Origin of the sequence: Kineosporia corallincola, assembly GCF_018499875.1 — a bacterium.
Lineage (GTDB): Bacteria > Actinomycetota > Actinomycetes > Actinomycetales > Kineosporiaceae > Kineosporia > Kineosporia corallincola.
Window position 1 is genome coordinate 465,549 of sequence record NZ_JAHBAY010000001.1, and the last position, 25,535, is coordinate 491,083.

Here is a 25,535-nt window from a genome sequence, read left to right on the forward strand (position 1 = left end):
CGAGACAAGTGCCACGCGCCTCCAGCGGGCGCGCGGTGCCCATTGTGCCTAGGGTTACAAGGCGTGAATGACGTCACGATGGGTGAGTCATCGGCGGCGGTATCTCTCCGTCATCACCCACGTCACGTCTGACATGCGGACCGAGGACCTGACCAGGAAGGCCGACCCCGTGTCGCAGGAGCAGCCAGAGCCCAACAAACAGCCTGACCATCGCAGTGATCTCGTGGTGGTCGCGAACCGGCTACCCGTCGACCGCCGGGAGAACCCCGACGGCACGACGACCTGGAAACCCAGCCCAGGCGGCCTGGTATCAGCGCTGGAGCCGGTCATGCAGCGCAACGCCGGAGCCTGGGTCGGCTGGACCGGTGCCCCCGGCGACGCCCCCGACCCGTTCGAGGCGCGCGGCATCCAGCTGATCCCGGTCGAACTCAGCAAGGACGACGTCGAGGACTACTACGAGGGCATGTCGAACGGCACCCTCTGGCCGCTGTACCACGACGTCATCGCCCAGCCCCAGTTCCATCGGCACTGGTGGGAGGCCTACGTCCGGGTCAACCGGCGCTTCGCCCAGCAGGCCGCCGAGAGCGCCGCCGAGAACGCGCTGGTGTGGGTGCAGGACTACCAGTTGCAGCTGGTGCCGCAGATGCTCCGGGCCGCCCGGCCCGACCTGCGCATCGCCTTCTTCAACCACATCCCCTTCCCGCCCTACGAGATCTTCGCCCAGTTGCCCTGGCGGAGGCAGGTTCTCGACGGGCTGCTGGGCGCCGACCAGCTCGGGTTCCAGCGCCCGGCCGACGCCAACAACTTCCTGCGGGCCTGCCGCCGCAACGGCCTGGCCACCCGCCGCGGCCTGGTGCACCTGCCGGCCGAGCCGCGCTTCGGCAGCGCCGACCACCACCCGCCGCGCGAGGTGCGCGCGGCCGCGTTCCCGATCTCGATCGACGCCGAGCTGATTGACGCGCTCGGCCGCAAGCCGGAGATCCAGGAGCGCGCCCGCGAGATCCGCCGCGAGCTGGGCGATCCCAAGGTGGTGCTGCTCGGCGTCGACCGCCTCGACTACACCAAGGGCATCCTGCACCGGCTCAAGGCGGTGGAGGAGCTGTTCGCCGAGGAGGTCCTCACCCCGCCGGACGCGGTGCTGGTCCAGGTCGCGACGCCGAGCCGCGACCGGGTCGAGGAGTACGAGAAGATGAAGCGCGACGTGGAGGTCACGGTCGGGCGCATCAACGGCGACTACGGCCAGCTCGGCCAGCCGGCCGTGCACTACCTGCACCAGTCCCAGGACCGCGAGGAGCTGGCCGCGCTCTACCTGGCCGCCGACGTCATGCTGGTCACCGCCCTGCGCGACGGCATGAACCTGGTGGCCAAGGAGTACGTGGCCACCCGCTTCGACGAGCAGGGCGCGCTGGTGCTCAGCGAGTTCGCCGGTGCCGCCATCGAGCTGCCGCAGGCGTTCCTGGTGAACCCGCACGACATCGACGGCGTGAAGGCCGCGATCGTGCGGGCCGTGCAGCTGTCGCCACGTGAGGCCACCCGGCGCATGCGGGCCATGCGCCGCCGGGTGTTCGAGTTCGACGTCGCCCGCTGGGCCTCCACCTTCCTCAAGGTCGCCGCCTCGGCCGCGGCCGAGCCGGCGCCGCCGAGCCGGTCGAACACGCCGCCGACCGAGACGATCGAGCTGGCGGCCGTGATGGCCGCCGCCGCGGCGAAGGCCGGCGACCCGATCGCCGCCGAGGCCCGGGCCGAGAACGCCGCCACCGAGCAGGTGCCGGTGGCCGGAAACGTCCACGAAGAACGGGATCTGGACGACCCGGAGGGCCTGGAGGAGCCGGGCCACGTGCTCGACGACCCGCTGGTGACGCTGAACAACGAGGACCGGCACCCGCCGCTGTCGCTCGGCCTGGTCACCGCGCTGGAGGGGTTCGCCATGCACCCCTCGCTGCTGGTCGCGATGGACTTCGACGGTGTGCTCTCGCCGATCGTCGCCGACCCGGACGCGGCCCGGCCCCTGCCGCAGGCGTTGCAGCACCTGAACGAGCTGGCCAAGATGCCCGGCGTGCGGGTGGCCCTGGTCTCCGGCCGCACCCTCGACGACCTGGTGCGGGTGGCCACGCCGCCGGCCCGGGCACTGCTGGTGGGCAGTCACGGGGCCGAGTTCCGTGATCCGCTCGGCGACTCCGTGGCCACCTCGCCGCTCGACCCGGCCCAGGCCGGGCTGCTGGCCAAGGCCACCGCCGAGATGGAGGCGATCAGCGCCCGGCATCCCGGCACGCACGTGGAGACCAAGCCGACCGGGGTGGTGCTGCACACTCGCCGGGCCGAGCGCCCGGTGGCCGCCAAGGCCACCCAGGAGGCCCTGGACGGGCCGGCGTCGTGGCCCGGTGTGCACCTCACCCACGGCAAGGAAGTGGTTGAGCTGTCGGTGGTTTCGGTGACCAAGGGCACGGCCCTGCGCCGTCTTCGCTCGATCACCGGGGCCGACGCCGTGCTCTACGCCGGTGACGACGTGACCGACGAGCGGGCCTTCGCGGTGCTGCGTGCGGAGGCCGGCGACGTGTCGGTGCGGGTGGGCAGCGGGGAGACCCAGGCCCATCACCGGCTGGGCGGACCGGACGAGATCGCGACCATGCTCGGTCTGCTGGTGGACCTCTGCGGCGAATAATGGGACAGCCGCGACGATCCCGCAAATCGGCGCAGGAGTGCACATCTCGACATGCCGCCCCAGTCGCACCGTGATTCGATCTTGGTGTCGGAAAGAAGGGATGGCGTCTAGGCGCCTCTAGTGTGACTGGGAGCTGTTCATGCCTCTGTGGCTCATTCTCATCGTTGTCGGTGTCGTCCTCGCTGTCGTCGGTTTCGGCGGTGTCGGCAACCTGCTGATCTGGATCGGCGTGATCGTGCTGGTCGTGGGTGCGGTCCTGGCCCTGGTCGGCCGCTCGAGGGTCTAGCACCTGTGCCAGCCGCCCGACCGCGGCCGATGAACGTGGGCGTCACCCGTACGGGGTGACGCCCACGAGGCGTTTGCGGGGGGTCAAGGGTTTTCGTCAGTACGTGGGTGGGTGGGTCGGCCGTACGGGCCTTTTCGGGTCGGCTCTACGCTCCTTGGCCCGGCCGGAACGGAAGGGGAAGCTGGGATGAGCCTCGAACGGGTGTCACCCGGCTGGGCTAAAGGTGACGGGGGAGCGGGCCGAACTCCGCAGTGACGCGGGGGATCTCCCTCGCGCGGTGCGTAGAGAGGCGGGGGACGTGCGACTTCGACGGACACGCGGGGTGGCGGCGGCACTGGCCCTGGCGGTGGTGCTGGTCGGCGGATCGGCGATCGGCGCGGCGGCGGACGAACCGGTGCCCGGCCAGGACGAGGTGCGCCGGGCGCAGCGCGCGACCGATCAGGCGCGGGCCCGGGTGGACGCCGTGCAGGCCCGGCTGAAGGCCTCCGCCCAGCGCGTCGAGGCCGCGAACGTGGCACTCAGCGAGGCCGCTGAGGACTACGACTACGCACAGGTGAAACTCCATGAGGCGGAACGCGCCTCGCAGGCCGCGCAGCAGGTGGCCGACCGGGCGCGGGAACGCCTGGACGGCGCCCAGGAGCAGGTGGGCGAGCTGGCCGCCCAGAGCTATCGCACCGGCGGCCCGCTGGCCCGGCTCGACGTGCTGCTCTCGCCGGAGGGGCCGGACCAGGTGCTGGAGCGGGCCTCGATGCTCCAGGTGCTGGCCGGGGAGCAGCAGGAGGTGGTGCGCCGGGCCGACGCCGCGCGGGTGGTGGCGAACGGCCTGACCGCCCAGGCCGCGCAGGCCCTGGAGCGGCGCCGGGCGGCCGCCGACGAGCTGGCGCAGGCGCAGCGGGTGGCCCGGGAGCGGGCGGCCCAGGCACAGCGGGCGCTGGCCGACGACACCCGGCAGAAGAACCAGCTCCTGGCCGAACTGGCCACGGCCCGCCGCACCAGCGTGGCGGTCGAGCGGGCCCGGCAGGAAGGGCTGCGCCGGCAGGCCGAGCAGCGGCGTGAGGCGGCGGCCCGGGAGGCCGCGCGGGAGGCCGCCGAACGACAGGCCGCTGAACGACAGGCCGCGCAGGAACCGGCCGCCGGCTCCGGCACGGGTAAAACCGGTTCGGGCGGCAGCGGTTCCGGCAATGGATCGAGCGGCGGATCGAGCAGTGGCAGCAGCTCGGCCGGTGGCTCGGCGGTGTCCTGGGCGCGCGCCCGGGTCGGTCTGCCCTACCTGTGGGGCGGCGAGGGGCCCGGCAGTTACGACTGTTCCGGCCTGGTGATGAAGGCCTGGGCCCGGGCCGGCGTGTACCTGCCGCACTCGTCCCGGTTGCAGTACCAGCAGGTGCAGCACATCACGTACGGCAGCATGCGGCCCGGCGACCTGGTGTTCTTCGCCACCGACACGGGCAACCCGGACTCCATCCACCACGTCGCGATGTATGTCGGCGGTGGCCAGATGATCGAAGCCCCGTACACCGGTGCCTACGTCCGCGTGGTGCCCCTGCGCAGCTCCGACGCGATGCCCTACGCCGGGCGGCCCTGAAGGGCGGGACAGACGTGAACCGGTGGCCGGACAGCGCCCACCGGACCGAGCCGACCTCACCGTGGTCCCGGTCTCACTCGGCCTGGGGCTGATCCCGGTGGCCGCGCCCAGCGACCACCTGCGCGGGGCGAAGACGGGACCGACGGACTCGGGCGTGAGCGTGGCACCGGGCGCGGAGGCGCCGGTGGTTCGCCGTCCTCAATGATCTGAGTCACAAACCGCCGCCGGGCCCCTCACCACGAGGGGCCCGGCGGCTTATGAAGATGCTGTGGATCAGTGGTACGTGCCGGCGGCCTTGGCCTCGATCAGCCGCTGGCGCGACTTCTCGATCTCGGCCTCCGCGGCGGCCTTGTTGGCCCACGCGGCGTCCTCCACCGACTTGCCCGGCTCGAGGTCCTTGTAGGTCTCGAAGAAGTGCTGGATCTCCAGGCGGTAGAACTCGTTCACGTCTTCCAGCTCCTGGAAGACCTCCAGGCGGGGGTCGCCCGACGGGATGCAGAGAATCTTGTCGTCGCCGCCCTTTTCGTCGCGCATGTGGAACATGCCGATGGCGCGGCACTTGACCAGGCAGCCCGGGAAGGTCGGCTCCTCCAGCAGCACCAGGGCGTCCAGCGGGTCGCCGTCCTCGCCCAGCGTGTCGTCGATGAAGCCGTAGTCCGCCGGGTAGCGCGTGGCGGTGAACAGCATGCGGTCCAGGCGGATACGTCCGGTCTCGTGGTCGACCTCGTACTTGTTGCGCTGTCCCTTGGGAATCTCGATGGTGACGTCGAAGTCCACGGGTATTCGCTACCTTCCGGCATGTGATGTGGCGGCCAAGAATATTCTCGAACCGATGGATCATGGTGGGTGACCGGCGTGCCTGACGTCACCCAGCGCTCGGCCCGGCGGCTCGTCGTCCGCCTCGCCGTGGTGCTCGCTGTTCTCGTCGCCGCACTGATCGTCGCCCTGACGGTACTTGGTCCTTTCGGCGATCGGCAGTCCACCTCCCCCCAAGAGGCCATAGAGCCCTTGACAGATCGGGTACCCGGCGCGGTGCTTCCTGACCAGGAATCGCCCGATGTGCTCCCCTCGGTGGACACTGACGCCCCCGAGGTCTCCGCGACGAAGCTCACACAGCGGATGAGCAAACTGATCGGGAGCAAGGACCTGGGCAAGTCGGTGTCGGTCGACGTGCTCGACCCGCTGACCGGTGAGCACCTGATGGGCAAGGCCACCGGCACCGCCCGGGCCCCGGCCTCCACCGCCAAGCTCCTCACCACCGCCGCCGCGCTGTCCGCGCTGGGCCCGCAGACCACCCTCACCACCTCCGCCGTCACCGACGGCGACACGGTGTACCTGATCGGCGGAGGCGACGTGCTGCTCGGCGCCGGGGAGAGCGACGAGGACGTGGTCAACGGCCACGCCGGGCTGGCCACGCTGGCCGAGGAGGCAGCGGCCCAGCTGGAGCAGCAGGGTGTGGACGAGGTGCGGGTGGCGCTCGACGACACGCTGTTCGAGGGCGACGCGATGGCCGCCGGCTGGAGCCAGTCCGACGTGGACAACGGCTACGTGGCCCCGGTCTACGCGGCCGAGATCAGTGCCGGGCGGCTCAAGGAGGGCAACTACGTGCCGCGCTCGCAGGACCCGGGCCTGGCCGCGGCGAAGACCTTCGCCGCGGCCCTGGCCGACGCCGGGGTGACGGTGGCCGGGTCGGTGCAGCGGGACCAGGCCCCCGACGACGCCACCTCGCTCGCCGCGGTGGAGTCGTCCCCGCTCGGCGACCAGGTGGAGTTCGCCCTGGACCACAGCGACAACACGGTGGCCGAGGCGCTGGGCCGGCTGGTCGCCATCGACTCCGGCACCGGCGCCACCTTCGAGGACACCGGCCCCGCCGTGCTGGCCGAGCTGGAGGAGCAGGGCGTGCCGGTGGACGGTGCCACGATGGCCGACGGCAGCGGGCTTTCCGCCGACAGCAGAATTCCGGTCGAGACGCTGACCGCGGTGCTGGCCCTGGCGGCCGGGGACGACGGCGCGCAGCTGCGCCCGATGCTCACCGGCATGCCGATCGCCGGTGTCTCAGGCACCCTCGCCGAGCGGTTCACGGCCACGGCCGAGCAGGACGCGACCGGCGTGGTGCGGGCCAAGACCGGCACCCTGAGCGGGGTCAGCTCGCTGGCCGGGACGCTGGTGGACGCCGACGGGCGGCTGCTGGTGTTCGCCGTGATGGCCGACGACGTGCCCTCCACCACCAAGGCCCGCGAGGCCCTGGACGCGTTCGCGGCGGGACTCGTGGGGTGCGGCTGCTGAGGTACGGGCCCGGCGCGATGCACGTACCGTGGGCCCATGGCAGCGGATCCGCAGAACGCACCGGCGCCCGAACCGGTCGACACGATGATCAACTGGGACCTGGCGGCCCGCACGGCCGCCCGGGTCGGCAAGTCGGGCCCCGACGTGACCACGCTGGAGGCCCAAGAGATCGTCGGCCGGCTGCGTGAGGCGGCGGTCACCGCGCACCCGCACGTGCAGGCGGTCACCGGGCTGAGCACCCGGCCGGGCGAGGGCGTCTACGTGGTCGACCGGCCAGGCTGGGCCCGGGCCAACATCGCGGCCTTCCGTGAGCTGCTGGCCCCGGTGATGGCCGACCTGCGGGACAAGAACGAGGAGCGGGGCAAGCCGCTGCCCGGCACCCGGCAGACGGCGCTCGGGGCCCGGGTCACCGGCGCCGAGATCGGCGCCCTGCTCGGGGTGCTGTCCAGCCGGGTGCTCGGCCAGTACGACGCGTTCGCCAGCCCGGGCCGGCTGCTGCTGATCGCCCCGACCATCGTGGCGGTGGAGCGCGACCTGGAGGTGGTGCCGGAGGACTTCCGGCTGTGGGTGTGCCTGCACGAGGAGACGCACCGGGTGCAGTTCACCGCCTCCGACTGGCTCGCCGGGCACCTGCTGGGCGAGGTGCGGGGGCTGATCGGCGAGCTCATGCTGGAGCCCGGTCAGGTGGCCGACCGGTTCGGCCAGGCCCTGCGCGGGCTGCCCGAGGTGATCCGCGGGGACGGCGACGGCCGTTCGGTGCTCGACGCGGTGCAGACCCCCCAGCAGCGCGAGAAGCTGGCCCGGATCACCGCGATCATGTCGCTGCTGGAGGGCCACGCCGACGTGATCATGGACGACGTCGGCCCGCAGGTGGTGCCCACGGTCGCGCAGATCCGTCAGCGGTTCAGCCGGCGCCGGGCCGGTCGCGGTGCGATCGACCAGATCCTGCGCCGCCTGCTCGGTCTCGACGCCAAGGCCAAGCAGTACGCCGACGGTGCGCGGTTCGTGCGCGGGGTGGTCAAGGAGGTCGGCATGGACGGCTTCAACGCGGTCTGGACCTCGCCGGAGACCCTGCCCCGGCCGGAGGAGATCAACGACCCGAAGGCCTGGGTGCACCGGGTGCATGCCTGACCCTCGCACCGCGGTGCACGTCGCCGTCCGGGACTGTCTGGCCGACCTCACGCGGGGTGGCCTAAGTGCGGGTAAGGCGGTGGTTCTGGTCGCGTGCAGCGGCGGTCCGGACTCCCTGACACTGGCCGCCGCCACCGCCTCCACGGCCCGGGCGCACTGGTTCACGGCGGGGGCGGTGGTGGTCGACCACGGCTGGTCGGCCGAGGGGTCCGCGGCCTCGGCGCGGGCTGCGGGGCAGTGCCGCGAGCTGGGGCTGGATCCGGTCGAGTTGGTACCGGTGGACGCCGGGGGCCCGGTTTCGCGGGACGGTTCGGTTGCGCGGGGCGGTTCGGTTTCGCGGGGTTCCGGTTCGCGGGGCGGGCCTGAGGCGGTGGCGCGGGTGGCGCGGTACGCCGCGCTCGAAGACGCCGCCCGACGGCACGGGGCGCGGGCGGTGCTGCTCGGTCACACCCTCGACGACCAGGCCGAGACCGTGCTGCTGGGACTCGGGCGCGGGTCCGGGGCCCGCAGCCTGGCCGGGATGCCCGCCCGCCGGGGCCTGTTCCGGCGGCCCTTCCTGGGACTGCGCCGGACCCTGGTGGCCGAGGCGGGTGACGCCCTCGGCCTGCACCCCTGGCACGACCCGGCGAACGACGACCCGGCCTACACCCGGGTGCGGGTGCGCCGTCTGGCCGGGCAGCTGGAGACGGCGCTCGGCGCGGGCACCGCCGAGGCGCTCGCCCGCAGCGCCGATCTGCTGCGTGACGACGCCGACGCCCTGGACTCGCTGGCCGCCGATCTGCTGGCTCTGGCCCGGGTGGCCGGAGGCCAGGTGCTCCGGATCGACGGTGAGGCGGTGACGGCCGCCCTGGAGCCGTTGCGCGCGGCGTTGCCGGCCGTCCGGCGCCGGGCCCTGCTGGCCTGGGCCCGTGAGGTGGGCTGTCCGGGCGGCGCTCTCGGCCACCGGCACGCGCTCGCCCTGGACCGGCTGGTGACGACCGGCCGGGGGCAGGTGGCCCTGCCGGGCGGCCGGACCGCCGAGGTCGGCCGGGCCTGAGGACTCACCCCCGAGCGGACGCCGGACCGGCGGCGCGAGACGACCTCGGCGACGCACCCGAGACCGGGCTGATGCCCGGCGGCGGCCGTACCGGGGGCCCGGGTCGGCCTCCGCCGCCGGATTGTGGCAGGCTGAGATGCCGCCGGATCCGGCGTGACATCCCCTTTTCCGTACGCACCTGGGAGACTCGTGGACGCCTCCGACATGGGCTCCGACCTGGAGAAGGTCCTGCTCACCGAGGAACAGATCCAGGCCAAGCTCAGCGAGCTGGCTGAGCAGATCGAGAAGGACTACGCCGGGCAGGACGTGCTCCTGGTCGGCGTGCTCAAGGGCGCCATCATGGTGATGGCCGACCTGAGCCGCGCCCTGCGCAGCAGCTGGGAGACCGACTGGATGGCGGTGTCGTCCTACGGCTCCGGCACCAAGTCGTCCGGGGTGGTGCGCATCCTGAAAGACCTGGACCGCGACATCAGCGGCCGGCACGTGCTGATCGTCGAGGACATCGTCGACTCCGGGCTCACGCTGTCCTGGCTGATCGCCAACCTGTCCTCGCGCGGCCCGGCCTCGGTCGAGGTCTGCACACTCCTGCGCAAGCCCGATGCGATGAAGGTGGACCTCAAGGTCCGCTACGTCGGGTTCGACATACCCAACGAGTTCGTGGTCGGCTACGGCCTCGACTATGCCGAGAAGTACCGCAACCTCCGCGTGGTGGGCACCCTGGCGGAGCACGTGTACTCGAGCTGACTCGAGCAGACCGGCAACTCGCGGCAAGCTGTGATCCCGTGGTGGGCGGAACAGGAGGACGACGTCCTCCGTTCCTCTCATAGCCGGTAACACGGTGGGTCTGTGGGCATCGGTGTACCGTCGTCCTATTGAGCACGAGCAGGAGGGTCGGGGCCGTAGCGGCTCCAGGTGAACACACGGCATGGACGTCAAACGACTGACGCGGGGGCCGGCGATCTGGGTGATCGTCTTCGTGGTCCTGCTCATCATCGGGGCCCGCGTGTTCGCGCCCAATCAGTACAAGAAGATCGACACCTATCAAGCCGTCAACCTGATCTCCCAGGACAAGGTGGTCAGCGCGAAGCTGGTCGACAACGACCAGCGCATCGAGCTGACGCTGAAGAGCGACGCGAAGATCGACGGCTACGACAAGGTCGAGGCCAACTACATCTCGCAGCGCGGTGACGAGCTGGTCCAGCTGCTGAAAGACAACCCTCCCAGCGAGGGCTACACCGACGAGGTGCCCAGCACCTCGTGGTGGTCCAGCCTGCTGATCAGCTTCCTGCCGCTGGTGCTGCTGCTCGCGGTGTTCTGGTTCCTGATGGGCCAGATGCAGGGCGGCGGCTCGCGGGTGATGAACTTCGGCAAGTCCCGCGCCCGGCTGGTCAGCAAGGACACCCCCAAGGTCACCTTCGCCGACGTGGCGGGTGCCGACGAGGCGGTCGAGGAGCTCCACGAGATCAAGGAGTTCCTGTCCGAGCCGGCCAAGTTCCAGGCGGTCGGGGCCAAGATCCCCAAGGGCGTGCTGCTCTACGGTCAGCCCGGTACCGGTAAGACCCTGCTGGCCCGTGCGGTCGCGGGTGAGGCCGGGGTGCCGTTCTACTCGATCTCCGGTTCCGACTTCGTCGAGATGTTCGTCGGTGTCGGTGCCTCCCGGGTGCGTGACCTGTTCCAGCAGGCCAAGGAGAACGCCCCGGCGATCATCTTCGTCGACGAGATCGACGCGGTGGGCCGTCACCGTGGCGCCGGCCTCGGCGGTGGCCACGACGAGCGCGAGCAGACGCTGAACCAGCTGCTGGTCGAGATGGACGGCTTCGACGTCAAGACGAACGTCATCCTGATCGCGGCCACCAACCGGCCCGACATCCTCGACCCGGCCCTGCTGCGCCCGGGCCGCTTCGACCGGCAGATCGCGGTCGAGCCGCCGGACATGAAGGGCCGCACGAAGATCCTCAGCGTGCACGCCAAGGGCAAGCCGATGGCTCCCGACGTGGACCTCGAGGGCGTCGCCCGCCGCACCCCCGGGTTCAGCGGTGCCGACCTGGCCAACGTGCTGAACGAGGCCGCTCTGCTGACCGCCCGCGCCAACGCCCGGGTGATCGACGACGGGGCCCTCGACGAGGCGATCGACCGGGTCATCGCCGGGCCGCAGAAGCGCACCCGGCTGATGAGCGAGAAGGAACGCAAGATCACCGCGTACCACGAGGGTGGTCACGCGCTGGTGGCGGCGGCGCTGAACAACACCGAGCCGGTCACCAAGGTCACGATCCTGCCGCGCGGTCGCGCCCTCGGCTACACCATGGTGCTGCCGCAGGACGACAAGTACTCCACCACCCGCAACGAGATGCTCGACCAGCTGGCCTACGCGCTCGGCGGCCGGGTGGCGGAAGAGATCATCTTCCACGACCCGACCACCGGCGCCTCGAACGACATCGAGAAGGCCACGGGCATCGCCCGTTCCATGGTCACGCAGCACGGCATGTCCGAGCGGGTCGGGGCGATCAAGCTCGGCCGCAGCAGCGGTGAGGTCTTCCTCGGCCGCGACATGGGTCACGAGCGCGACTACTCCGAAGAGGTGGCCGGGGTCGTCGACGACGAGGTGCGTCGCCTGATCGAGGCCGCTCACGACGAGGCCTACCAGGCCCTGGTCGAGAACCGCGACATCCTCGACGCCCTGGTGCTGGCCCTGCTCGAGAAGGAGACCCTGAACCGGGCCGAGCTGGCCGAGATCTTCGGCCCGGTGCGCAAGCGCCCGGTGCGCCCGGTCTGGCTGTCCAGCGAGCGCCGCGCCGTGTCCGACATCCCGCCGGTGCTCAGCCCGGCGGAGCGCCGGCTGGTGAACGGCAGCAACACCGCCGCCTCGGCGAACGGGCACGGCGCCGAGTACGGAGAGCTCAACTAGTAGTTCCTCACATCCCCGCAGGCACGGCTCCGGCTGCGCCTGCGGGGATTTTCCATCATGAACGGCGGACGGGGCGCCGGATGCGCCGAGCACTGGAGATCTGAGTTGGCACACGAGACGGACCTCGACGACGACGTCTTCACCCCCGACGAGACCGAGGGCCCGGTCGACACCGCCCGGATCGAGTCCGCGGTGCGGGAGATCCTGCTGGCGATCGGCGAGGACCCGGACCGCGACGGCCTGCTGAAGACCCCCGCCCGGGTGGCCCGAGCCTACGCCGAGATGTTCGCCGGGCTCCGGCAGGACCCGGCCGACGTGCTGTCCACCACCTTCGACCTCGGGCACGAGGAGATGGTGCTGGTGCGCGACATCGAGCTGTACTCCTGCTGCGAGCACCACCTGGTCCCGTTCCACGGGGTGGCCCACGTCGGCTACATCCCCAGCGCCGACGGCCGGATCACCGGGCTGAGCAAGCTGGCCCGCCTGGTCGACGTCTACGCCAAGCGCCCGCAGGTGCAGGAGCGGCTGACCACGCAGGTGGCGGACGCGCTCGTCGAGCACCTCAAGCCGCGCGGCGTGATCGTGGTGGTGGAGTGTGAGCACCTCTGCATGTCGATGCGTGGCGTGCGCAAGCCGGGCTCGCGTACGGTGACGTCGGCGGTGCGCGGCCAGCTGCGCGACCCCGCCACCCGGGCCGAGGCGATGAGTCTGATCGTCGCGCACACCCGCTGATCCGCCGCTGACGAGAAAAGTGAGGCCGTGAGCCGTACCGGTAGGCACCTGCCCGGGCTGAACGCACCAGCCGATCGCACGCTCGTCATGGGCGTTCTCAACGTCACGCCCGACTCGTTCAGCGACGGCGGTCGCTGGCTCGACCCCGGCGCCGCGGTGGCGCACGGCCTGGAGCTGCGCGCCCAGGGCGCCGACCTGGTCGACGTCGGCGGGGAGTCCACCCGGCCCGGCGCCGAGCGGGTGAGCGAGGAGGAAGAGCTGCGCCGCACCGTCCCGGTGGTGCGCCGGCTCGCCGCCGAGGGCATCGCCGTCAGCATCGACACGATGCGCGCGAGCGTGGCACAGGCCGCGCTGGAGGCCGGCGGGGTACTGGTGAACGACGTGAGCGGCGGGCGCTGGGACACCCGGATGCCGGCCCTGATCGCCGAGTCCGGCGCACCGTTCGTGGCCATGCACTGGCGCGGGGTGCAGGCGCTGGGCCGGGCGGAGCACGACCTGGCCGCCCGCTACGACGACGTGGTGGCCGAGGTGGCGGCCGAACTCACCCGGTGCATGCACGACCTGGTCGCGGCCGGGGTCGACCCGGCGCAGGTGGTGCTCGACCCGGGCCTGGGGTTCTCGAAGAACGCCGAGCACAACTGGGAGCTGCTGGCCCACCTCGACGCCCTGGCCGAACTCGGCCGCCCGGTGCTGGTCGGGGCCTCGCGCAAGCGGTTCCTGGGTAGTCTGCTGGCCGGGCCCGACGCGGCACCGGCGCCGGTGCACGAGCGCGACGACGCCACCGCCGCGATCAGCACGCTGGCCGCGCTGGCCGGGGTCTGGTGCGTGCGGGTGCACGCGGTGCGCTCCAGCGTCGACGCGGTCCGGGTCGGTGCGGCGGTGCGTGAGCACACCCGCGCGGGCGTGGGGAAGACGCTGTGAGCGCCGGGCTGGGCTTCGGGCCGGTCACCGGGCCGGACGGCCGTCCGCTCGACCAGATCCGGCTGTCCGGGGTGACGGCCCGGGGCACGCACGGCGTGTTCGACTTCGAGCGCCGCGAGGGCCAGGACTTCACCGTCGACGTGGTGCTGCACACCGACACGTCGGCCGCGGCGGCCACCGACGACCTGACCCGCACCACGCACTACGGAATCCTGGCCGGCACCGTCGCCGACATCGTCCGGGGCGAGCCGGTGAACCTGATCGAGACCCTGGCCGAGCGCATCGCCCTGGCCTGTCTGGAACCCGCGGGCGTGGTCGCGGCCGATGTCGCCGTCCACAAACCGCAGGCTCCGATCGAGGAGACCTTCGCCGACGTGGTGGTGGCGATCCGCCGGGAGCGCACGCTGCTGCTGGAGCGCGCGCCGGAGCAGCCGGTGCCGGTCGTGCTGGCGCTCGGCACCAACCTGGGCGACCGGCTGATGATCCTGCGCGGCGCGGTCAGCGACCTGCGCGAGGCCGAGGGCCTGACGATCGACGTGGTGTCGCCGGTGATCCAGACCGATCCGGTGGGCGGGCCGGACCAGCCCGACTACCTGAACGCGGTGGTGCTGGCCCACACCACGCTGAGCGCCCGTGAGGTGCTGGCCACCTGCAACCGGATCGAGGCGGAGTACGGCCGCGAGCGCATCGAGCGCTGGGGCCCGCGCACCCTCGACATCGACGTGATCAGCTACGGCGAGCTGCGCAGCTACGACGAGACGCTGACCCTGCCGCACCCACGGGCGCACGAGCGGGCCTTCGTGCTGGCGCCCTGGCTGGCGGCCGACCCGGAGGGCACGCTGCTCACCGAGGCCGGACCGGAGAAGGTCGCGAGCCTGCTGGAGCAGGCCCCCGACCGGATCTCGCTGCGGCACCGGCCGGAGCTGACGCTGGAGCACTGGGTGTGAGGGGCGCCCGCATCGGACCCACCGTCCTGGCCGCGGTCGCCTCCACCGTGATCTGCTGGGTGCTGCTCGACGCCTGGACCGGGCAGGGCAACACCGCACCTCCGCTGCCCTGGACCGCCCTGTTCGCCATGGTGGCACTGGTTCTCGTGGTGATCGCCGCCGGTCTGCCGATGCGCCGCTGGCAGCGCACCGACCCCTCGGCCCGGCAGACGATGAAGCCGATCGACCCGATGGTCGCCGCCCGCACCGCGGTGCTGGCCAAGGCGGCGGCGTACGGCGGGGCGGTGATCCTGGGCTGGTACCTCAGCCAGGGCCTGATCCTGCTGCCCGACCTGGTCGGTGACCGGCGCACCCGGTTCTTCACGGCGCTGGTGGCGGCGCTGGCGGCGCTCGCCCTCACGGTGGCCGGATTCCTGGTCCAGCGCTGGTGCCGGGTTCCCCCGGACGACGACGAGAAGAGTTCCTGAACACTCGTCCCACTGCTCCCAGGGCTTCCTGGTGAGGATGAAATCCCCTGGGTGGGAGGCTGATTGAAACATCGGCCGAACGGTCATTCTCGTGGGTATCGACGTCGGCGCGCGATCACCTAACTACTCTGGGTACCCGACCGTAAACACCGTGGTCGTCAACTCCCAGGAGACGTCTTGCCGTATGCCCTCACGCCCGTGCCTGTCGCGTCCGGGCCGCTGGACGTGGTCAACGCGTTCGTGCCCTGGGAGTCGGTGCAGGACCTGCGGGCCTGGATGCCGCTCGGGGTGGCGGGCGTCATCGTCTGGAGTCTGTGGGTCTACCGCTGGGTGCTCTCCCGGGCCTACCGGCCGGTGAGCAACACGTTCGTCACCACCACCTCGGTGGTGGTGCCCTCGTTCCGGGAGGATGTCGAGATCCTGCGCCGCTGTCTGGCCACCTGGCTGGCGCAGGGGCCGTCCGAGCTGATCGTGGTGCCCGACGTGGACGACGTCGAGTGCATCGAGATGCTGCGCCGCGTGGGCGATCCCCGGCTGCGGGTGCTGCCGTTCGAGCACCGCGGCAAACGCTCCGCCCTGGGGGTCGGCATCCGCGCCGCGCGGGGCGAGGTGCTGGTCCTGACCGACTCCGACACCGCCTGGGAGCCGGGCCTTCTCGCCGCCGTGCAGATGCCGTTCCAGGATCCGCAGGTGGGTGCCGTGGCGACCCAGCAGAAGGTGTACCGGCGGTGGTCGAGCATCTGGCGGGTGGTGGCCGACTGGATCATCGACCTGCGCTACTACGACTACGTGCCGGCGATGGGCCGGGCCGGCGGGGTGATCTGCGTGTCCGGCCGCACTGCCGCATACCGGCGCTCGGCGGTGCTGCCGGTGCTGCGTCACCTGGAGCACGAGTTCTTCTTCGGCCGCCGCTGCGTGGCCGGTGACGACGGCCGGCTGACCTGGCTGGTGCTGGCCTCCGGCTACCAGACCGCGTTCCAGTCCACCGCGCAGGCGATGTCGATGTTCCCGGCCACGTTCAACGCGTTCGTGAAGCAGCGGGTGCGCTGGAGCCGTAACTCCTACCGCTGCTACCTGACCGCCCTGTGGAACGGCTGGCTGCGCGACGTGCCGTTCGTCTCCAAGATCACGGTGCTCCAGATCCTGCTCACCCCGGTGACGATGGGGATGGCGCTGACCTACCTGGTGCTGTCCCGGATGGCGCCCGGCTGGAAGGGCGTGCTGCTGGCGCTGTGCTGGCTGATGGCGGGCCGTCTGGTGCGCAGCGTTTCGCACCTGCGGCGGCACCCGGCCGACGTGTTCCTGCTGCCGCTGGTGACGCTCGTGGTCATCCTGATCTCGCTGCCGATCAAGCTCTACGCCTTCGTCACGATGAACAAACAGGGCTGGCTGACCCGGCACGCCGACCAGACCGGCGGTGACGGGCAGGACAACGCCTCGCTCGGTGAGAACATCGACCTGAGCGGGCAGCGGGTGGTCCTCGATGCGCGGTGAACGCCTGCGGCTCCGGCAGATCCGGATCATCGCCGGGGTGATCGCCGCGGCCGGTCTGGTGGTCGTGGTCGGGGTCACCGGGGTGGCGGCGCTGCCCCGCCCGGCCGCCGGGGGCCCGGCGGGCGACCAGCCGGTGACGGCGGCGAAGGCCGCCCTGGCCAATCCGCCGCGGCAGGCCAGGCTGGTCACCGAGGAGGACCAGCGGGTGACCCAGGCGCTGCTGAAGACCGAGACCAAGCCGTACCGGGCCAAGCCGAACGGCCAGTACACCCTGGTGCTCACCGCCCGGCGCCGTCCGTACAGTTTCGACGACCTGCGAAAGCTCGCACCTGACACGCTGATTCCGCAGACCGACAAGTCCTTCCTGCTGCTGGAGCACATCCTGGTCGGGCCCGGGGCCACGCTGTCGATCAGCCCGAGCCGCCCGCTGAAGATCAAGATGAGTTCCGGCCCGGACGGTTTCGTGTCGATGGTGGCGCACGGCGGCCGGATCCGGCTGAACGGCACTGCCACCGCACCGATCTCGATCACCAGCTGGGACGAGACCCGCGGCCGGCCCGACATGAACCTCGGCGACGGCCGGGCCTATGTCCGGGTCAGCGGCCAGATGGTCGCCACCTCGACCACTTTCAGCCGCCTGGGGTTCTGGAGCGGGCGCACCGGGGGAGTCGCCGTGGTCTCGGCCGCCGGCGCTACCCCCAACATCGACCTGGACGCCGCCGCGGCCACCGGGGCCGTCGACGACCCGGTGGCCAAGCGCGCCGCCAGTCACACCGACATTCTGCCCACCGGAAAACTGCCGCTCACGGCGCAGGACGAGTCCGCGGGTTTCACGTCGTCCATCAGTGACACGAAAATGGTGGGAAACGCTTTCGGGCTGTTCCTGTCCGGCGTGTCCCGGCCGGAGGTGACCCGCACGCGGATCAGTAAGAGCCTGGTCGACGGGCTGGTGCTGCATCGCAACGTGGAGTCCGCGCTGATCACCATGGTCGAGGTGGACCGGTCGGCGGTGGACGGCGTGGTGATCAACCGCAACGTCGAGAGCGCCACCCTGACCCGTCTCGAGGTGCACGACAACGGCCGCGACGGGGTGGTGATGTCGGGCAGCCCGCTGGCCGACGGCCCCTCGCCCAGCGGCGCGGCGATCCGGCCGTTCGGCAACAACCTGCTCGACACCAGCACCGTCTCGGGCAACGGCCGCCTCGGTGTGCACGTGTCCGGCGGAAGGTCGGTCACCGTGGCCGGCAACACCGTGTCCGGCGGGCGTTCCGGCATCGTGGTGTCGGACTCCGCCCGCGAGGTGATGGTGAACAGCAACACGGTGAAAGACGTGGCGGTGAACGGCATCCAGGTGCGTGACGGGGCCCGGGTGGAGATGAACTCGAACAACGTGATCGGGGCGGCCACCGGGGTGCACGTGCGTGACGCGGTGGCGAATCTGCGCGACAACTCCACCTCCGGCGTCACCCTGCACGCCTTCACGTTCGTGGGGGTGGTGGCGGGCAGCGTGGCCGACGGCAACCAGCTGCGCGGTTCCGGCACCTCGGCGATCGACCTGGTGCGGGTGTCGGGCGATGCGCCTGAGGTGTCGGACACCGACGACTCCGGATGGTCCCGCACGGTCACCCGGGACTCGCTCGTCAGCATTCTGCTGCACCCGCTCACGATGGTCTGGATGGGCGTGGGCCTGCTGCTGATCCTCATGCGCAGCCGTCCCCGGCGTGGCGGTACCCGCGCGCCCTACCGGACTGATCCACTGTTGGGGACGAGCGGGCCGGACCAGGTCCCGGTGGTGAAACCGGCTCGGGAACGGGAGAAACCGGTGTACAGGCCAGCACAGACGCCGGAAACGGTTCCGGCCGCGCAGATCCGGCAGAACTACCAGCCGCCCTACGGCCAGCAGCAGCACCAGCCGCACCAGCAGCAGCCCAGACGACGGCAGCCAGGCTACCCGGAGTACCTGGAGCACGAGCCGCCGGTGGCCGCGGAGTGGCTCCAGCCACCGCCGTCGCTGCCCCGGCAGAAGGCCGACCGGCCGAAGCCGGACATGATCGACCTGGCGATCGCCGAGTCGCGGCGTGAGCCCGCGCCGCCGCGCCGCCGCCGGGCGGTGGGCCGGTGAACGCCGTGAACGAGCCGGGCCGCAACCGCCCGCTGATCGCCGCGGCCGTGCTCGGCCTGGCCGTGACCTTCGGGGCGGGCTGGGCGGTCGGGCACTCCGGCGACTCCGGGAACGGCACGTCCCAGGTGGCGACGTCAGCCGGTCCGGCGACGCCGGCCCCGTCCGGCACCGGTGAAGAGACCGAGATGCCCAGCCAGACGGCCGAACCCGGCGAAAACCCGGTGCAGGCCGGATCGGTCGAGGCCAAGCTGCCGTCGAGGAACAAGTGGAAGAAGGCGCCGGTCAAGGAGTTCACCTGTCCCGACGCGACGGTCCGGGTGTCCACCAGTGACCAGTTGCAGCAGGCCCTGGACGAGGCCCGAGCCGGCGCGTCCATCCGGATCGAGGACGGGCTCTACACCGGCGAGTTCAGCACCACCGCCGACGGTTCCGCGAAGAAGCCGATCTACCTGTGCGGCGGCCGCGACGCGGTGCTGGAGGCGGGGGCGATCAAGGGCGGCTACACCCTGCACTTCGACGGTGCTTCCTACTGGCGCGTGGACGGTTTCACCGTGCGCAACGGCCAGAAGGGCGTGATGGTCGACGCCGGGCGGCGGATCGGGCTCCAGAACCTGCTGGTCGAGCACATCGGTGACGAGGCCGTGCACCTGCGCACCGGTAGCACGCAGAACGTGGTGCGGGGCCTGACGATCCGCGAGACCGGGCTGCGCAAGCCGAAGTACGGCGAGGGTGTCTACATCGGCACGGCCGAGAGCAACTGGTGCGAATACACCGACTGCAAGCCGGATCCCAGCAACGACAACTTCGTCGTCGGCAACACGATCTCGGAGTTCACCTCGGAGGCCGTCGACATCAAGGAGGGCACCACCGGCGGGGTGCTGGCCGGCAACACCTTCGACGGCTCCGGGATGACCGAGGGCGACAGCTGGGTGGACGTGAAGGGCAACGGCTGGCTGATCTCCGGCAACACCGGCGTCGACTCACGGGCCGACGGCTACAAGGTGATCGAGATCCTGGACGGCTGGGGCTGGCGGAACCTGTTCAGCGCCAACCGGTCCACGGTGCGCGGCGACGGCTACGCGATCAACGTGACCAAGCGGCGCAGCGACAACGTGGTGCTGTGCAACAACACCGCGCGGGCCGCCGGTGAGGGCGTCACCACGGTCAAGTGCCGCAAGTGATCACTTGTCCACGTCACCGACCACGAAGAATGTGGAACCGAGGACGGCGACCAGATCGGCCAGCAGACACCCGGGCAGCAGCTCCGCCAGCACCTGCACGTTGCTGAACGAGGCCGAGCGCAGCTTCAGCCGCCACGGCACCTTGTCGCCCTTCGACACCAGGTAGTAGCCGTTGAGCCCGAGCGGGTTCTCCGTCCAGCGGTACACGTGCCCCGGCGGAACCTTCAGCACCTTGGGCAGTTTCACGTTGATCGGGCCGGGCGGCAGGGAACGCAGCCGGTCCACGCAGGCCTCCGCCAGGTCGAGGCTGACGTGCACCTGCTCGGTGAGCACCTGGAACCGGGCCAGGCAGTCGCCCTCGGCGCGGGTGACCACCCGGCCCGGTCCGCCCGGCGCGAACAGCTCGCCGTAGGCCAGGTAGGGGTCGTCACGGCGCAGGTCCAGGTCCAGGCCGCTGGCCCGGGCCACCGGCCCGCTCACCCCGTAGGCGGCGGCCGTCTCCCGGCTGAGCACCCCGATCCCGCGGGTGCGTGCCCGCAGGATCTCGTTGCCGACGATCAGCGACTCCAGCCGGGGCAGCCGGCGCCGCACCGCCGCCACGGCCTTCAGCACCCGCAGCAGCCAGCCGGCCGGCAGGTCCTCCTTCAGGCCGCCGACCCGGTTGAACATGTAGTGCATGCGGCCGCCGGAGATCTCCTCCATCACCGCCTGGAGCTCCTCCCGCTCGGTGAACGAGTAGAAGACCGGGGTGATCGCGCCCAGCTCCAGCGGGTACGAGCCGAGGAACATCAGGTGGTTGAGCACCCGGTTCAGCTCGGCCAGCAGCGTGCGCGCCCAGACCGCCCGCTCCGGCACCTCCAGGCCCATCAGCTGCTCGGCGGCCAGCACCACGCCCAGCTCGTTGGCGAACGCCGAGAGCCAGTCGTGCCGGTTGGCCAGCACGATGATCTGCCGGTAGTCGCGCACCTCGAAGAGCTTCTCGGCGCCGCGATGCATGTAACCGACGACCGGCTCGGCGCTGATCACCCGCTCGCCGTCGACCACGACGCGCAGCCGCAGCACGCCGTGGGTGGCCGGGTGCTGGGGACCGATGTTGAGCACCATGTCGCTCGTGGCCAGGCCGCCGGAACCGACTGCCACGGTCAGGGACCGGGACCCGCTCGAAGTCACCCGCCGAGTCTGTCACCTGGTCCGGTACCGCGCGGGCATCCCGCGGTACCGGCGGCCCCTGGGAGCCCGCCGGTCCGTGTGACATGCTGCCGAACATGGCCGCGACCCAGGGCGACGTGTTCGACGTGGACGGTGTCACCTGGACGCCGATCTCCCCCGGCCTGGCGCGGGTCAGACGGTCCCTGCTGCTGCTCTCCACGGCGGCCGAGGCGGCGGTGTCGGCGGCGCTGGCGTTCTGGCTGAGCGGCTGGTTCTGGCTCGGGGTGCTCGGCGCGGTGATCGCCACGGTCTGGAACTGGTGGCTGATCGGCCGCCAGATCCGCGCCTGGGGTTATGCCGAGCGGGCCGACGACCTGCTGATCCGGCACGGCGTGATGTTCCGTGAGCTGGTTGTCGTGCCCTACGGCCGGATGCAGTTCGTCGACGTGCAGGCCGGGCCGCTGGACCGGATGTTCGGCGTGGCCCACGTGCAGCTGCACACCGCCTCGGCCGGCACCGACGCCCGCATCCCCGGCCTTAACGCCCCCGAGGCCGGGCGGTTGCGCGACCGCCTCGCCTCCCGCGGCGAGGCCCGGCTGGCGGGGCTGTGAACCGCAGCAGCCTGGCCGACGGCGAGTGGCACCTGATGCATCCGGCCACGCCGCTGCTGCGGTCCTGGCAGGTGCTGGCCGTGGTGCTGGTGTTCGTCGTGCAGAGCCTCGGCAACGACGTGGTCTCCGGCGACGCCGACTTCGAGACCCCGCACATCGCCGGCCGCTGGCTGGCCGGGGGCGGCGCGGTGCTGCTGCTGATCGTGCTGGCCGGGGTCGGGCTGGCCTTCCTGTCCTGGCGTTCGGCCCGGTTCCGGGTGCTCGACGAGGCACTGGAACTGCACACCGGCGTGCTGTTCCGCCAGCAGCGCCGGGCCCGGCTCGACCGCATGCAGGCGGTCGACGTGGTGCAGCCGTTCCTGGCCCGGCTGCTCGGCCTGGCCCGGCTGACCGTCGAGGTGGCGGGCGGCAAGGAGTCCAACGTCGCGCTGTCGTTCCTGCGGGAGGACGACGCCCGCGCGTTGCGCAATCACCTGCTGGCATCGGCCGCCGGGCTGACCTACGAGGGGCCGCACGCGCCGGAGGCCCCGGAACGCTCCACGCTGGAGGTTCCGGTGGGCCGGCTGATCCTCTCGCTGCTGGTCAGCACCCCGGCGATCATCTTCGTGGCCGGTCTGCTGCTGCTCGGCGTGATCAGCGTGGTGATCGGCAACCCGGGCCCGCTCCTGGCCTCGTTCGCGCCGCTGCTGGGTGCGGCCGGGGTGCTCTGGGCCCGGTTCGTCAGCGGTTTCGGCTTCCGCGTCGCCGACTCGCCGGACGGTCTGCGGTTGCGTTACGGCCTGCTGGAGCAGCGCACCCAGACCGTGCCGCCGGGCCGGGTGCAGGCGGTCCGGCTGAGCCAGAACCTGCTCTGGCGCCGTCCGGGCTGGTGGACGGTGCACGTGAACATCGCCGGGTACGGCGGTGAGGACAACGACTCGAAGTCCGGCAGCACACTGCTGCCGGTCGGTCCCAAGGTGGAGGCCGTCGGCGTGCTCGCGCTGGTGCTGCCCGATCTCGGCGTGGATCCCGGCGAGAACCCCTGGGACGTGGTGGACGCCGGTCTCACCGGCACCGGCCCGCAGGCCGGTTACCTCACGGCGCCGCGCCGTTCGCGCTGGGTCGACCCGGTCTCCTGGGGCCGTTCCGCGGTGCGGGTCACCGATCAGGCCCTGCTGATCCGCAGCGGCCGGATCCACCGGCACCTCGACATCGTGCCGCACGCCCGCACCCAGAGCCTGGGCCTGAGCCAGGGGCCGGTGCAACGGCGGCTGCGCCTGGCCTCGTTCACCGTGCACTCCACGGCCGGCCCGGTGGAGCCGGTGGCCGCGCACCTCGACGCGTCCCAGGCCTCGGAACTGATTGCGGTGCAGTCGTTCCGGGCCGAACAGGCGCGCAAGGCGAGCGGTCCGGAGCGCTGGATGGAGCGCTCAGAAGGTGTGCAGCAGCCAGGCGAACCCGCCTAGCCCGCCCGGGTCGAGCAGTTCGGTGTCCGTCACCCCGAGGGCGGCCAGAGCCTCGGCCTGGGTGGTGATCTCGTGCGGCAGGCCGGTGGCTGCGGCCACCGCGTCGATCGCCACGTGAGCGGTCACGTCCATGCTGCCGTCCGGCCGGGGCGGCACCTCGCGCCCGTTCCGGAATCCGCTGAGACTGCCCTGGGCGGGCCGGTTCCCGGCGGTGTGGGCGTAGTCGACGCAGAGCGCGGCGCGCGCTCCCGTCGTCCGTGCGCGATGAACCAGGTCGCGCCAGAACAGGTCTCGGGCAAGACCCACCTCGACCCGGTCGCCCTCCTCGCCGCCCGGCCACCAGGTGGCCCGCCAGGCCAGCTCCTCCGGCTCCGGGGCCCCGCCCGGTTGCTCCCTCCCGGTCCGCGGTTCCACCAGAACAATGGACGGCGAACAGCTTTCGTCCAGCTCGGCCACCGTCAGCGGAATCACGTCGAGCAGTTCCCAGGCGATCACCAGGGAGCCGTCGAACGCCTGGTCCGGAAGGGCGTCGAGCCCCTGCGCCCAGCCGATCGCCGGCGGCAGACCCGGCGGGCGCTCCACCACGTCCACGCCCCACAGCCGGACCCCGGACGGGACGAGCGCGGTGAGCAGCTCGCCCCGGCCGGCCCCGACGTCCACGATCGTGCCCGCCCCGAGCCGGGAGGCGAGCCGCGCGAGCGCCCCGGCCAGCTCACCGGGTGCCGCGTGCGCGGCGGTGCGGAAGTGCCCGGCCGGCCCCTCGGGCCGCCGGTAGAAGCCGTCCGGTCCGTAAAGTGCCTGCTGCCAGGCGTTCTGCCAGGGGGTCAAGACGCCGGGCGGCGCAGCACCAGAGCGACGTCGGTGACCGCGAACAGGAACTTGCCCTCCGCCGCCAGCTGCCCCAACCCCTCCACCCAGGTGGTGGCGCGGGCCGACAGCTCCGGGTCGTCCTTGGTGGCGGCCAGCACGCCCATCGCGATCTTCCAGCTCACCGAGCCCTGATCGAAGCGGCGGTGGCAGTCGGCCCAGGTGTCCGCGCTGACCAGCTCGAACTCCGAGCGGGTGGCCAGCCCGAGCAGCTTGCGGCCCATGAAACCGTCGGCCCGCTCGGCATGTCTCGGCACGGTGGACACGAACCGGTCGACCAGCAGCCGGGTCAGCGCGTCGTCGGGACTGGCGAACAGCGCGGTGTCCCAGTCGCTGTGGGCCAGCACGAGCAGCCCGCCCGGCCGCAGCACCCGGTAGCACTCGGCCAGGTGGCGGGTGGGGTCGGCCAGGTGCTCGGCCACGTTCAGCGAGACTGCCCGGTCCAGCGAGGCGTCGGCGAACGGCAGCGGCTCGTCCAGGTCGGCCAGCAGCGAGCGCACCCGCGCGTCGTGCAGCACCTCGTCGTCCAGGCCGGACGCGGCGTCGACCGCGTGCACCCGGGCCGGAGGGGTGGCCGCGTGCAGCATGGCCCGTACGGTGCGGCCCTGGCCGGCGCCCAGATCGGCGACCTCCAGGCCGGGGCGGTCGAGGTGAACCAGCTCGGCGATGCGTTCGTGACGTCCCACGCCGCAACCCTACGGCCCCGTCAGGGGGCGCGTCCTGAGCGTGGTCGTGACCGTCCGGGCGGTGGCTTGGTTACCCTGCCGAGGTGTCTGAATCACAGCGACCCACCGACCGTCCGGGCCGTCTCGGAGTCGGCGTGATCGGGGCCGGCCGGGTCGGTGCCGTGCTCGGGTCGGCCCTGCGCGCGGCCGGTCACGCGATGGTCGGCGTCAGCGCCGTGTCCGAGGCCAGTGTGGAACGCGCCGGTGCCATGCTGCCCGGCGTGCCGGTGCTGGAGATCCCCGACGTGGTGGAGCGGGCCGAGCTGGTGGTGGTGGCCATCCCCGACGACGCCCTGCCGATCCTGGTGGCCGGTCTGGCCGAGACCGGTGCCTGGCAGCCCGGTCAGCTGGTGGTGCACACCAGCGGCCGGTTCGGCTGGAAGGTGCTGGAGCCGGCCGTCACCCGGGGGGCGATCCCGCTGGCCCTGCACCCGGCGATGACCTTCACCGGAACCAGCCTCGACCTGAGCCGCCTGGTGGACTGCTGTTTCGGGGTGAGCGCGCCCGCGCCGGTGCTGCCGATCGCGCAGGCCCTGGTGGTCGAGATGGGCGCGGAGCCGGTGGTGATCGCCGAGGAGATGCGCGGGCTCTACCACGCGGCCCTGGCGCACGGCTCGAACCACCTGGTCACCCTCGTGGCCCAGGCGCTCGACCTGCTGCGCTCCGCCGGGGTGGACGACCCGGCGCGACTGCTCGCGCCGCTGCTGTCGGCCTCGCTGGACAACTCGCTGCGGGCCGGTGACAGTGCCCTGACCGGCCCGGTGGCCCGCGGCGACGCCGGCACGCTGGCCGACCACCTGGCCGCGATCCGCGGCACCGGCGAGCGCGGTGAGGGCACGCTGGACACCTACCGGGCGATGGCCCGGGCCACCGCGGACCGGGCCCTGGCCTCCGGCCGGTTGCCGGTCGGCAGCGCGGAAGCCCTGCTCTCGGCGCTCAATTCCGAACCGGGGGAGTAGTCCTCGTCACGCCGGGGGTACGCCGGA

22 protein-coding genes are annotated in these 25,535 nt (G+C 71.9%); 18 read left to right on the forward strand and 4 right to left on the reverse strand.

What is annotated here, in order from left to right:
- Positions 1 to 133: 133 nt before the first annotated feature.
- From otsB to KIH74_RS37445, 3 genes are all read left to right on the forward strand, one after another.
- Positions 134 to 2,662: a trehalose-phosphatase gene (gene otsB, locus KIH74_RS37440; protein WP_281417632.1), complete on the forward strand. Its 2,529-nt coding sequence runs from the start codon at positions 134 to 136 to the stop codon at positions 2,660 to 2,662.
- A gap of 139 nt (positions 2,663 to 2,801) precedes the next feature.
- Positions 2,802 to 2,948, forward strand: coding sequence for a hypothetical protein (locus KIH74_RS02075; RefSeq protein ID WP_214153831.1), 147 nt, complete (start codon positions 2,802 to 2,804; stop codon positions 2,946 to 2,948).
- Between the two features lie 322 nt (positions 2,949 to 3,270).
- Positions 3,271 to 4,530 (forward strand): C40 family peptidase, encoded by a 1,260-nt coding sequence (locus tag KIH74_RS37445; RefSeq protein WP_214153833.1) that lies wholly within the window; start codon positions 3,271 to 3,273, stop codon positions 4,528 to 4,530.
- A gap of 273 nt (positions 4,531 to 4,803) precedes the next feature.
- Here the strand turns inward: KIH74_RS37445 and KIH74_RS02085 are convergent, their stop codons facing one another.
- On the reverse strand, positions 4,804 to 5,307 hold the full coding sequence (locus KIH74_RS02085) for an inorganic diphosphatase (protein ID WP_214153835.1): 504 nt from the start codon (positions 5,305 to 5,307) through the stop codon (positions 4,804 to 4,806).
- Positions 5,308 to 5,376: 69 nt separating this feature from the next.
- Here KIH74_RS02085 and dacB point away from each other — a divergent pair, with 69 nt between their 5' ends.
- From dacB to KIH74_RS02145, 12 genes are all read left to right on the forward strand, one after another.
- Positions 5,377 to 6,816, forward strand: coding sequence for a D-alanyl-D-alanine carboxypeptidase/D-alanyl-D-alanine endopeptidase (dacB, locus tag KIH74_RS02090; protein WP_214153837.1), 1,440 nt, complete (start codon positions 5,377 to 5,379; stop codon positions 6,814 to 6,816).
- A 36-nt stretch (positions 6,817 to 6,852) separates the two neighbouring features.
- Entirely contained in the window at positions 6,853 to 7,947 is a 1,095-nt protein-coding gene (locus KIH74_RS02095) for an Rv3626c family coenzyme F420 biosynthesis-associated protein (protein ID WP_214153839.1), read from the forward strand.
- Positions 7,940 to 8,983 carry a tRNA lysidine(34) synthetase gene (locus KIH74_RS02100; protein ID WP_372491971.1) on the forward strand — a complete coding sequence of 348 codons (1,044 nt, stop codon included), beginning with the start codon at positions 7,940 to 7,942 and terminating at the stop codon, positions 8,981 to 8,983. The genes KIH74_RS02095 and KIH74_RS02100 overlap by 8 nt, the downstream gene beginning before the upstream one ends.
- A 189-nt stretch (positions 8,984 to 9,172) precedes the next feature.
- Positions 9,173 to 9,727 (forward strand): hypoxanthine phosphoribosyltransferase, encoded by a 555-nt coding sequence (gene hpt, locus KIH74_RS02105; RefSeq protein ID WP_214153848.1) that lies wholly within the window; start codon positions 9,173 to 9,175, stop codon positions 9,725 to 9,727.
- 181 nt (positions 9,728 to 9,908) lie between these two features.
- Positions 9,909 to 11,888: an ATP-dependent zinc metalloprotease FtsH gene (ftsH, locus tag KIH74_RS02110; protein ID WP_214153852.1), complete on the forward strand. Its 1,980-nt coding sequence runs from the start codon at positions 9,909 to 9,911 to the stop codon at positions 11,886 to 11,888.
- Positions 11,889 to 11,993: 105 nt separating this feature from the next.
- Positions 11,994 to 12,620 (forward strand): GTP cyclohydrolase I FolE, encoded by a 627-nt coding sequence (gene folE / locus KIH74_RS02115; protein WP_246570887.1) that lies wholly within the window; start codon positions 11,994 to 11,996, stop codon positions 12,618 to 12,620.
- A gap of 87 nt (positions 12,621 to 12,707) precedes the next feature.
- A complete protein-coding gene (gene folP / locus KIH74_RS02120) occupies positions 12,708 to 13,541 on the forward strand; it encodes a dihydropteroate synthase (RefSeq protein WP_214154423.1) in 834 nt (277 codons plus the stop codon).
- Complete coding sequence (gene folK / locus KIH74_RS02125; protein WP_214153855.1) at positions 13,538 to 14,488, forward strand: 2-amino-4-hydroxy-6-hydroxymethyldihydropteridine diphosphokinase; 951 nt, start codon at positions 13,538 to 13,540, stop codon at positions 14,486 to 14,488. Before folP ends, folK begins: the two co-directional genes overlap by 4 nt.
- Positions 14,485 to 14,955 (forward strand): DUF3180 domain-containing protein, encoded by a 471-nt coding sequence (locus KIH74_RS02130; protein ID WP_214153856.1) that lies wholly within the window; start codon positions 14,485 to 14,487, stop codon positions 14,953 to 14,955. Before folK ends, KIH74_RS02130 begins: the two co-directional genes overlap by 4 nt.
- A gap of 276 nt (positions 14,956 to 15,231) precedes the next feature.
- Positions 15,232 to 16,449 (forward strand): glycosyltransferase, encoded by a 1,218-nt coding sequence (locus KIH74_RS02135; RefSeq protein WP_246571221.1) that lies wholly within the window; start codon positions 15,232 to 15,234, stop codon positions 16,447 to 16,449.
- The gene (locus KIH74_RS02140; protein WP_214153860.1) at positions 16,439 to 18,571 is read left to right on the forward strand and encodes a right-handed parallel beta-helix repeat-containing protein; all 2,133 of its coding nucleotides are present in this window, start codon (positions 16,439 to 16,441) and stop codon (positions 18,569 to 18,571) included. The genes KIH74_RS02135 and KIH74_RS02140 overlap by 11 nt, the downstream gene beginning before the upstream one ends.
- A complete protein-coding gene (locus KIH74_RS02145; protein WP_214153862.1) occupies positions 18,568 to 19,752 on the forward strand; it encodes a right-handed parallel beta-helix repeat-containing protein in 1,185 nt (394 codons plus the stop codon). The genes KIH74_RS02140 and KIH74_RS02145 overlap by 4 nt, the downstream gene beginning before the upstream one ends.
- On the opposite strand, the gene KIH74_RS35760 is transcribed toward KIH74_RS02145, so the two are convergent.
- Positions 19,753 to 20,856 (reverse strand): NADH-quinone oxidoreductase subunit D, encoded by a 1,104-nt coding sequence (locus KIH74_RS35760; protein ID WP_372491988.1) that lies wholly within the window; start codon positions 20,854 to 20,856, stop codon positions 19,753 to 19,755. It abuts the gene before it with no gap.
- Between the two features lie 161 nt (positions 20,857 to 21,017).
- On the opposite strand from KIH74_RS35760, the gene KIH74_RS02155 reads away from it, so the two are divergent.
- Positions 21,018 to 21,512 carry a PH domain-containing protein gene (locus KIH74_RS02155; RefSeq protein WP_214153865.1) on the forward strand — a complete coding sequence of 165 codons (495 nt, stop codon included), beginning with the start codon at positions 21,018 to 21,020 and terminating at the stop codon, positions 21,510 to 21,512.
- A complete protein-coding gene (locus KIH74_RS02160) occupies positions 21,509 to 22,957 on the forward strand; it encodes a PH domain-containing protein (protein WP_214153867.1) in 1,449 nt (482 codons plus the stop codon). The genes KIH74_RS02155 and KIH74_RS02160 overlap by 4 nt, the downstream gene beginning before the upstream one ends.
- Here the strand turns inward: KIH74_RS02160 and KIH74_RS02165 are convergent.
- Together KIH74_RS02165 and KIH74_RS02170 are read right to left on the reverse strand one after the other, a co-directional pair.
- The gene (locus KIH74_RS02165; RefSeq protein ID WP_214153869.1) at positions 22,922 to 23,785 is read right to left on the reverse strand and encodes an SAM-dependent methyltransferase; all 864 of its coding nucleotides are present in this window, start codon (positions 23,783 to 23,785) and stop codon (positions 22,922 to 22,924) included. The genes KIH74_RS02160 and KIH74_RS02165 overlap by 36 nt on opposite strands.
- Positions 23,782 to 24,510, reverse strand: coding sequence for a methyltransferase domain-containing protein (locus KIH74_RS02170; protein ID WP_214153871.1), 729 nt, complete (start codon positions 24,508 to 24,510; stop codon positions 23,782 to 23,784). Before KIH74_RS02170 ends, KIH74_RS02165 begins: the two co-directional genes overlap by 4 nt.
- 83 nt (positions 24,511 to 24,593) lie before the next feature.
- On the opposite strand from KIH74_RS02170, the gene KIH74_RS38280 reads away from it, so the two are divergent.
- Entirely contained in the window at positions 24,594 to 25,508 is a 915-nt protein-coding gene (locus KIH74_RS38280) for a Rossmann-like and DUF2520 domain-containing protein (protein WP_308113517.1), read from the forward strand.
- Positions 25,509 to 25,535 lie beyond the last annotated feature (27 nt).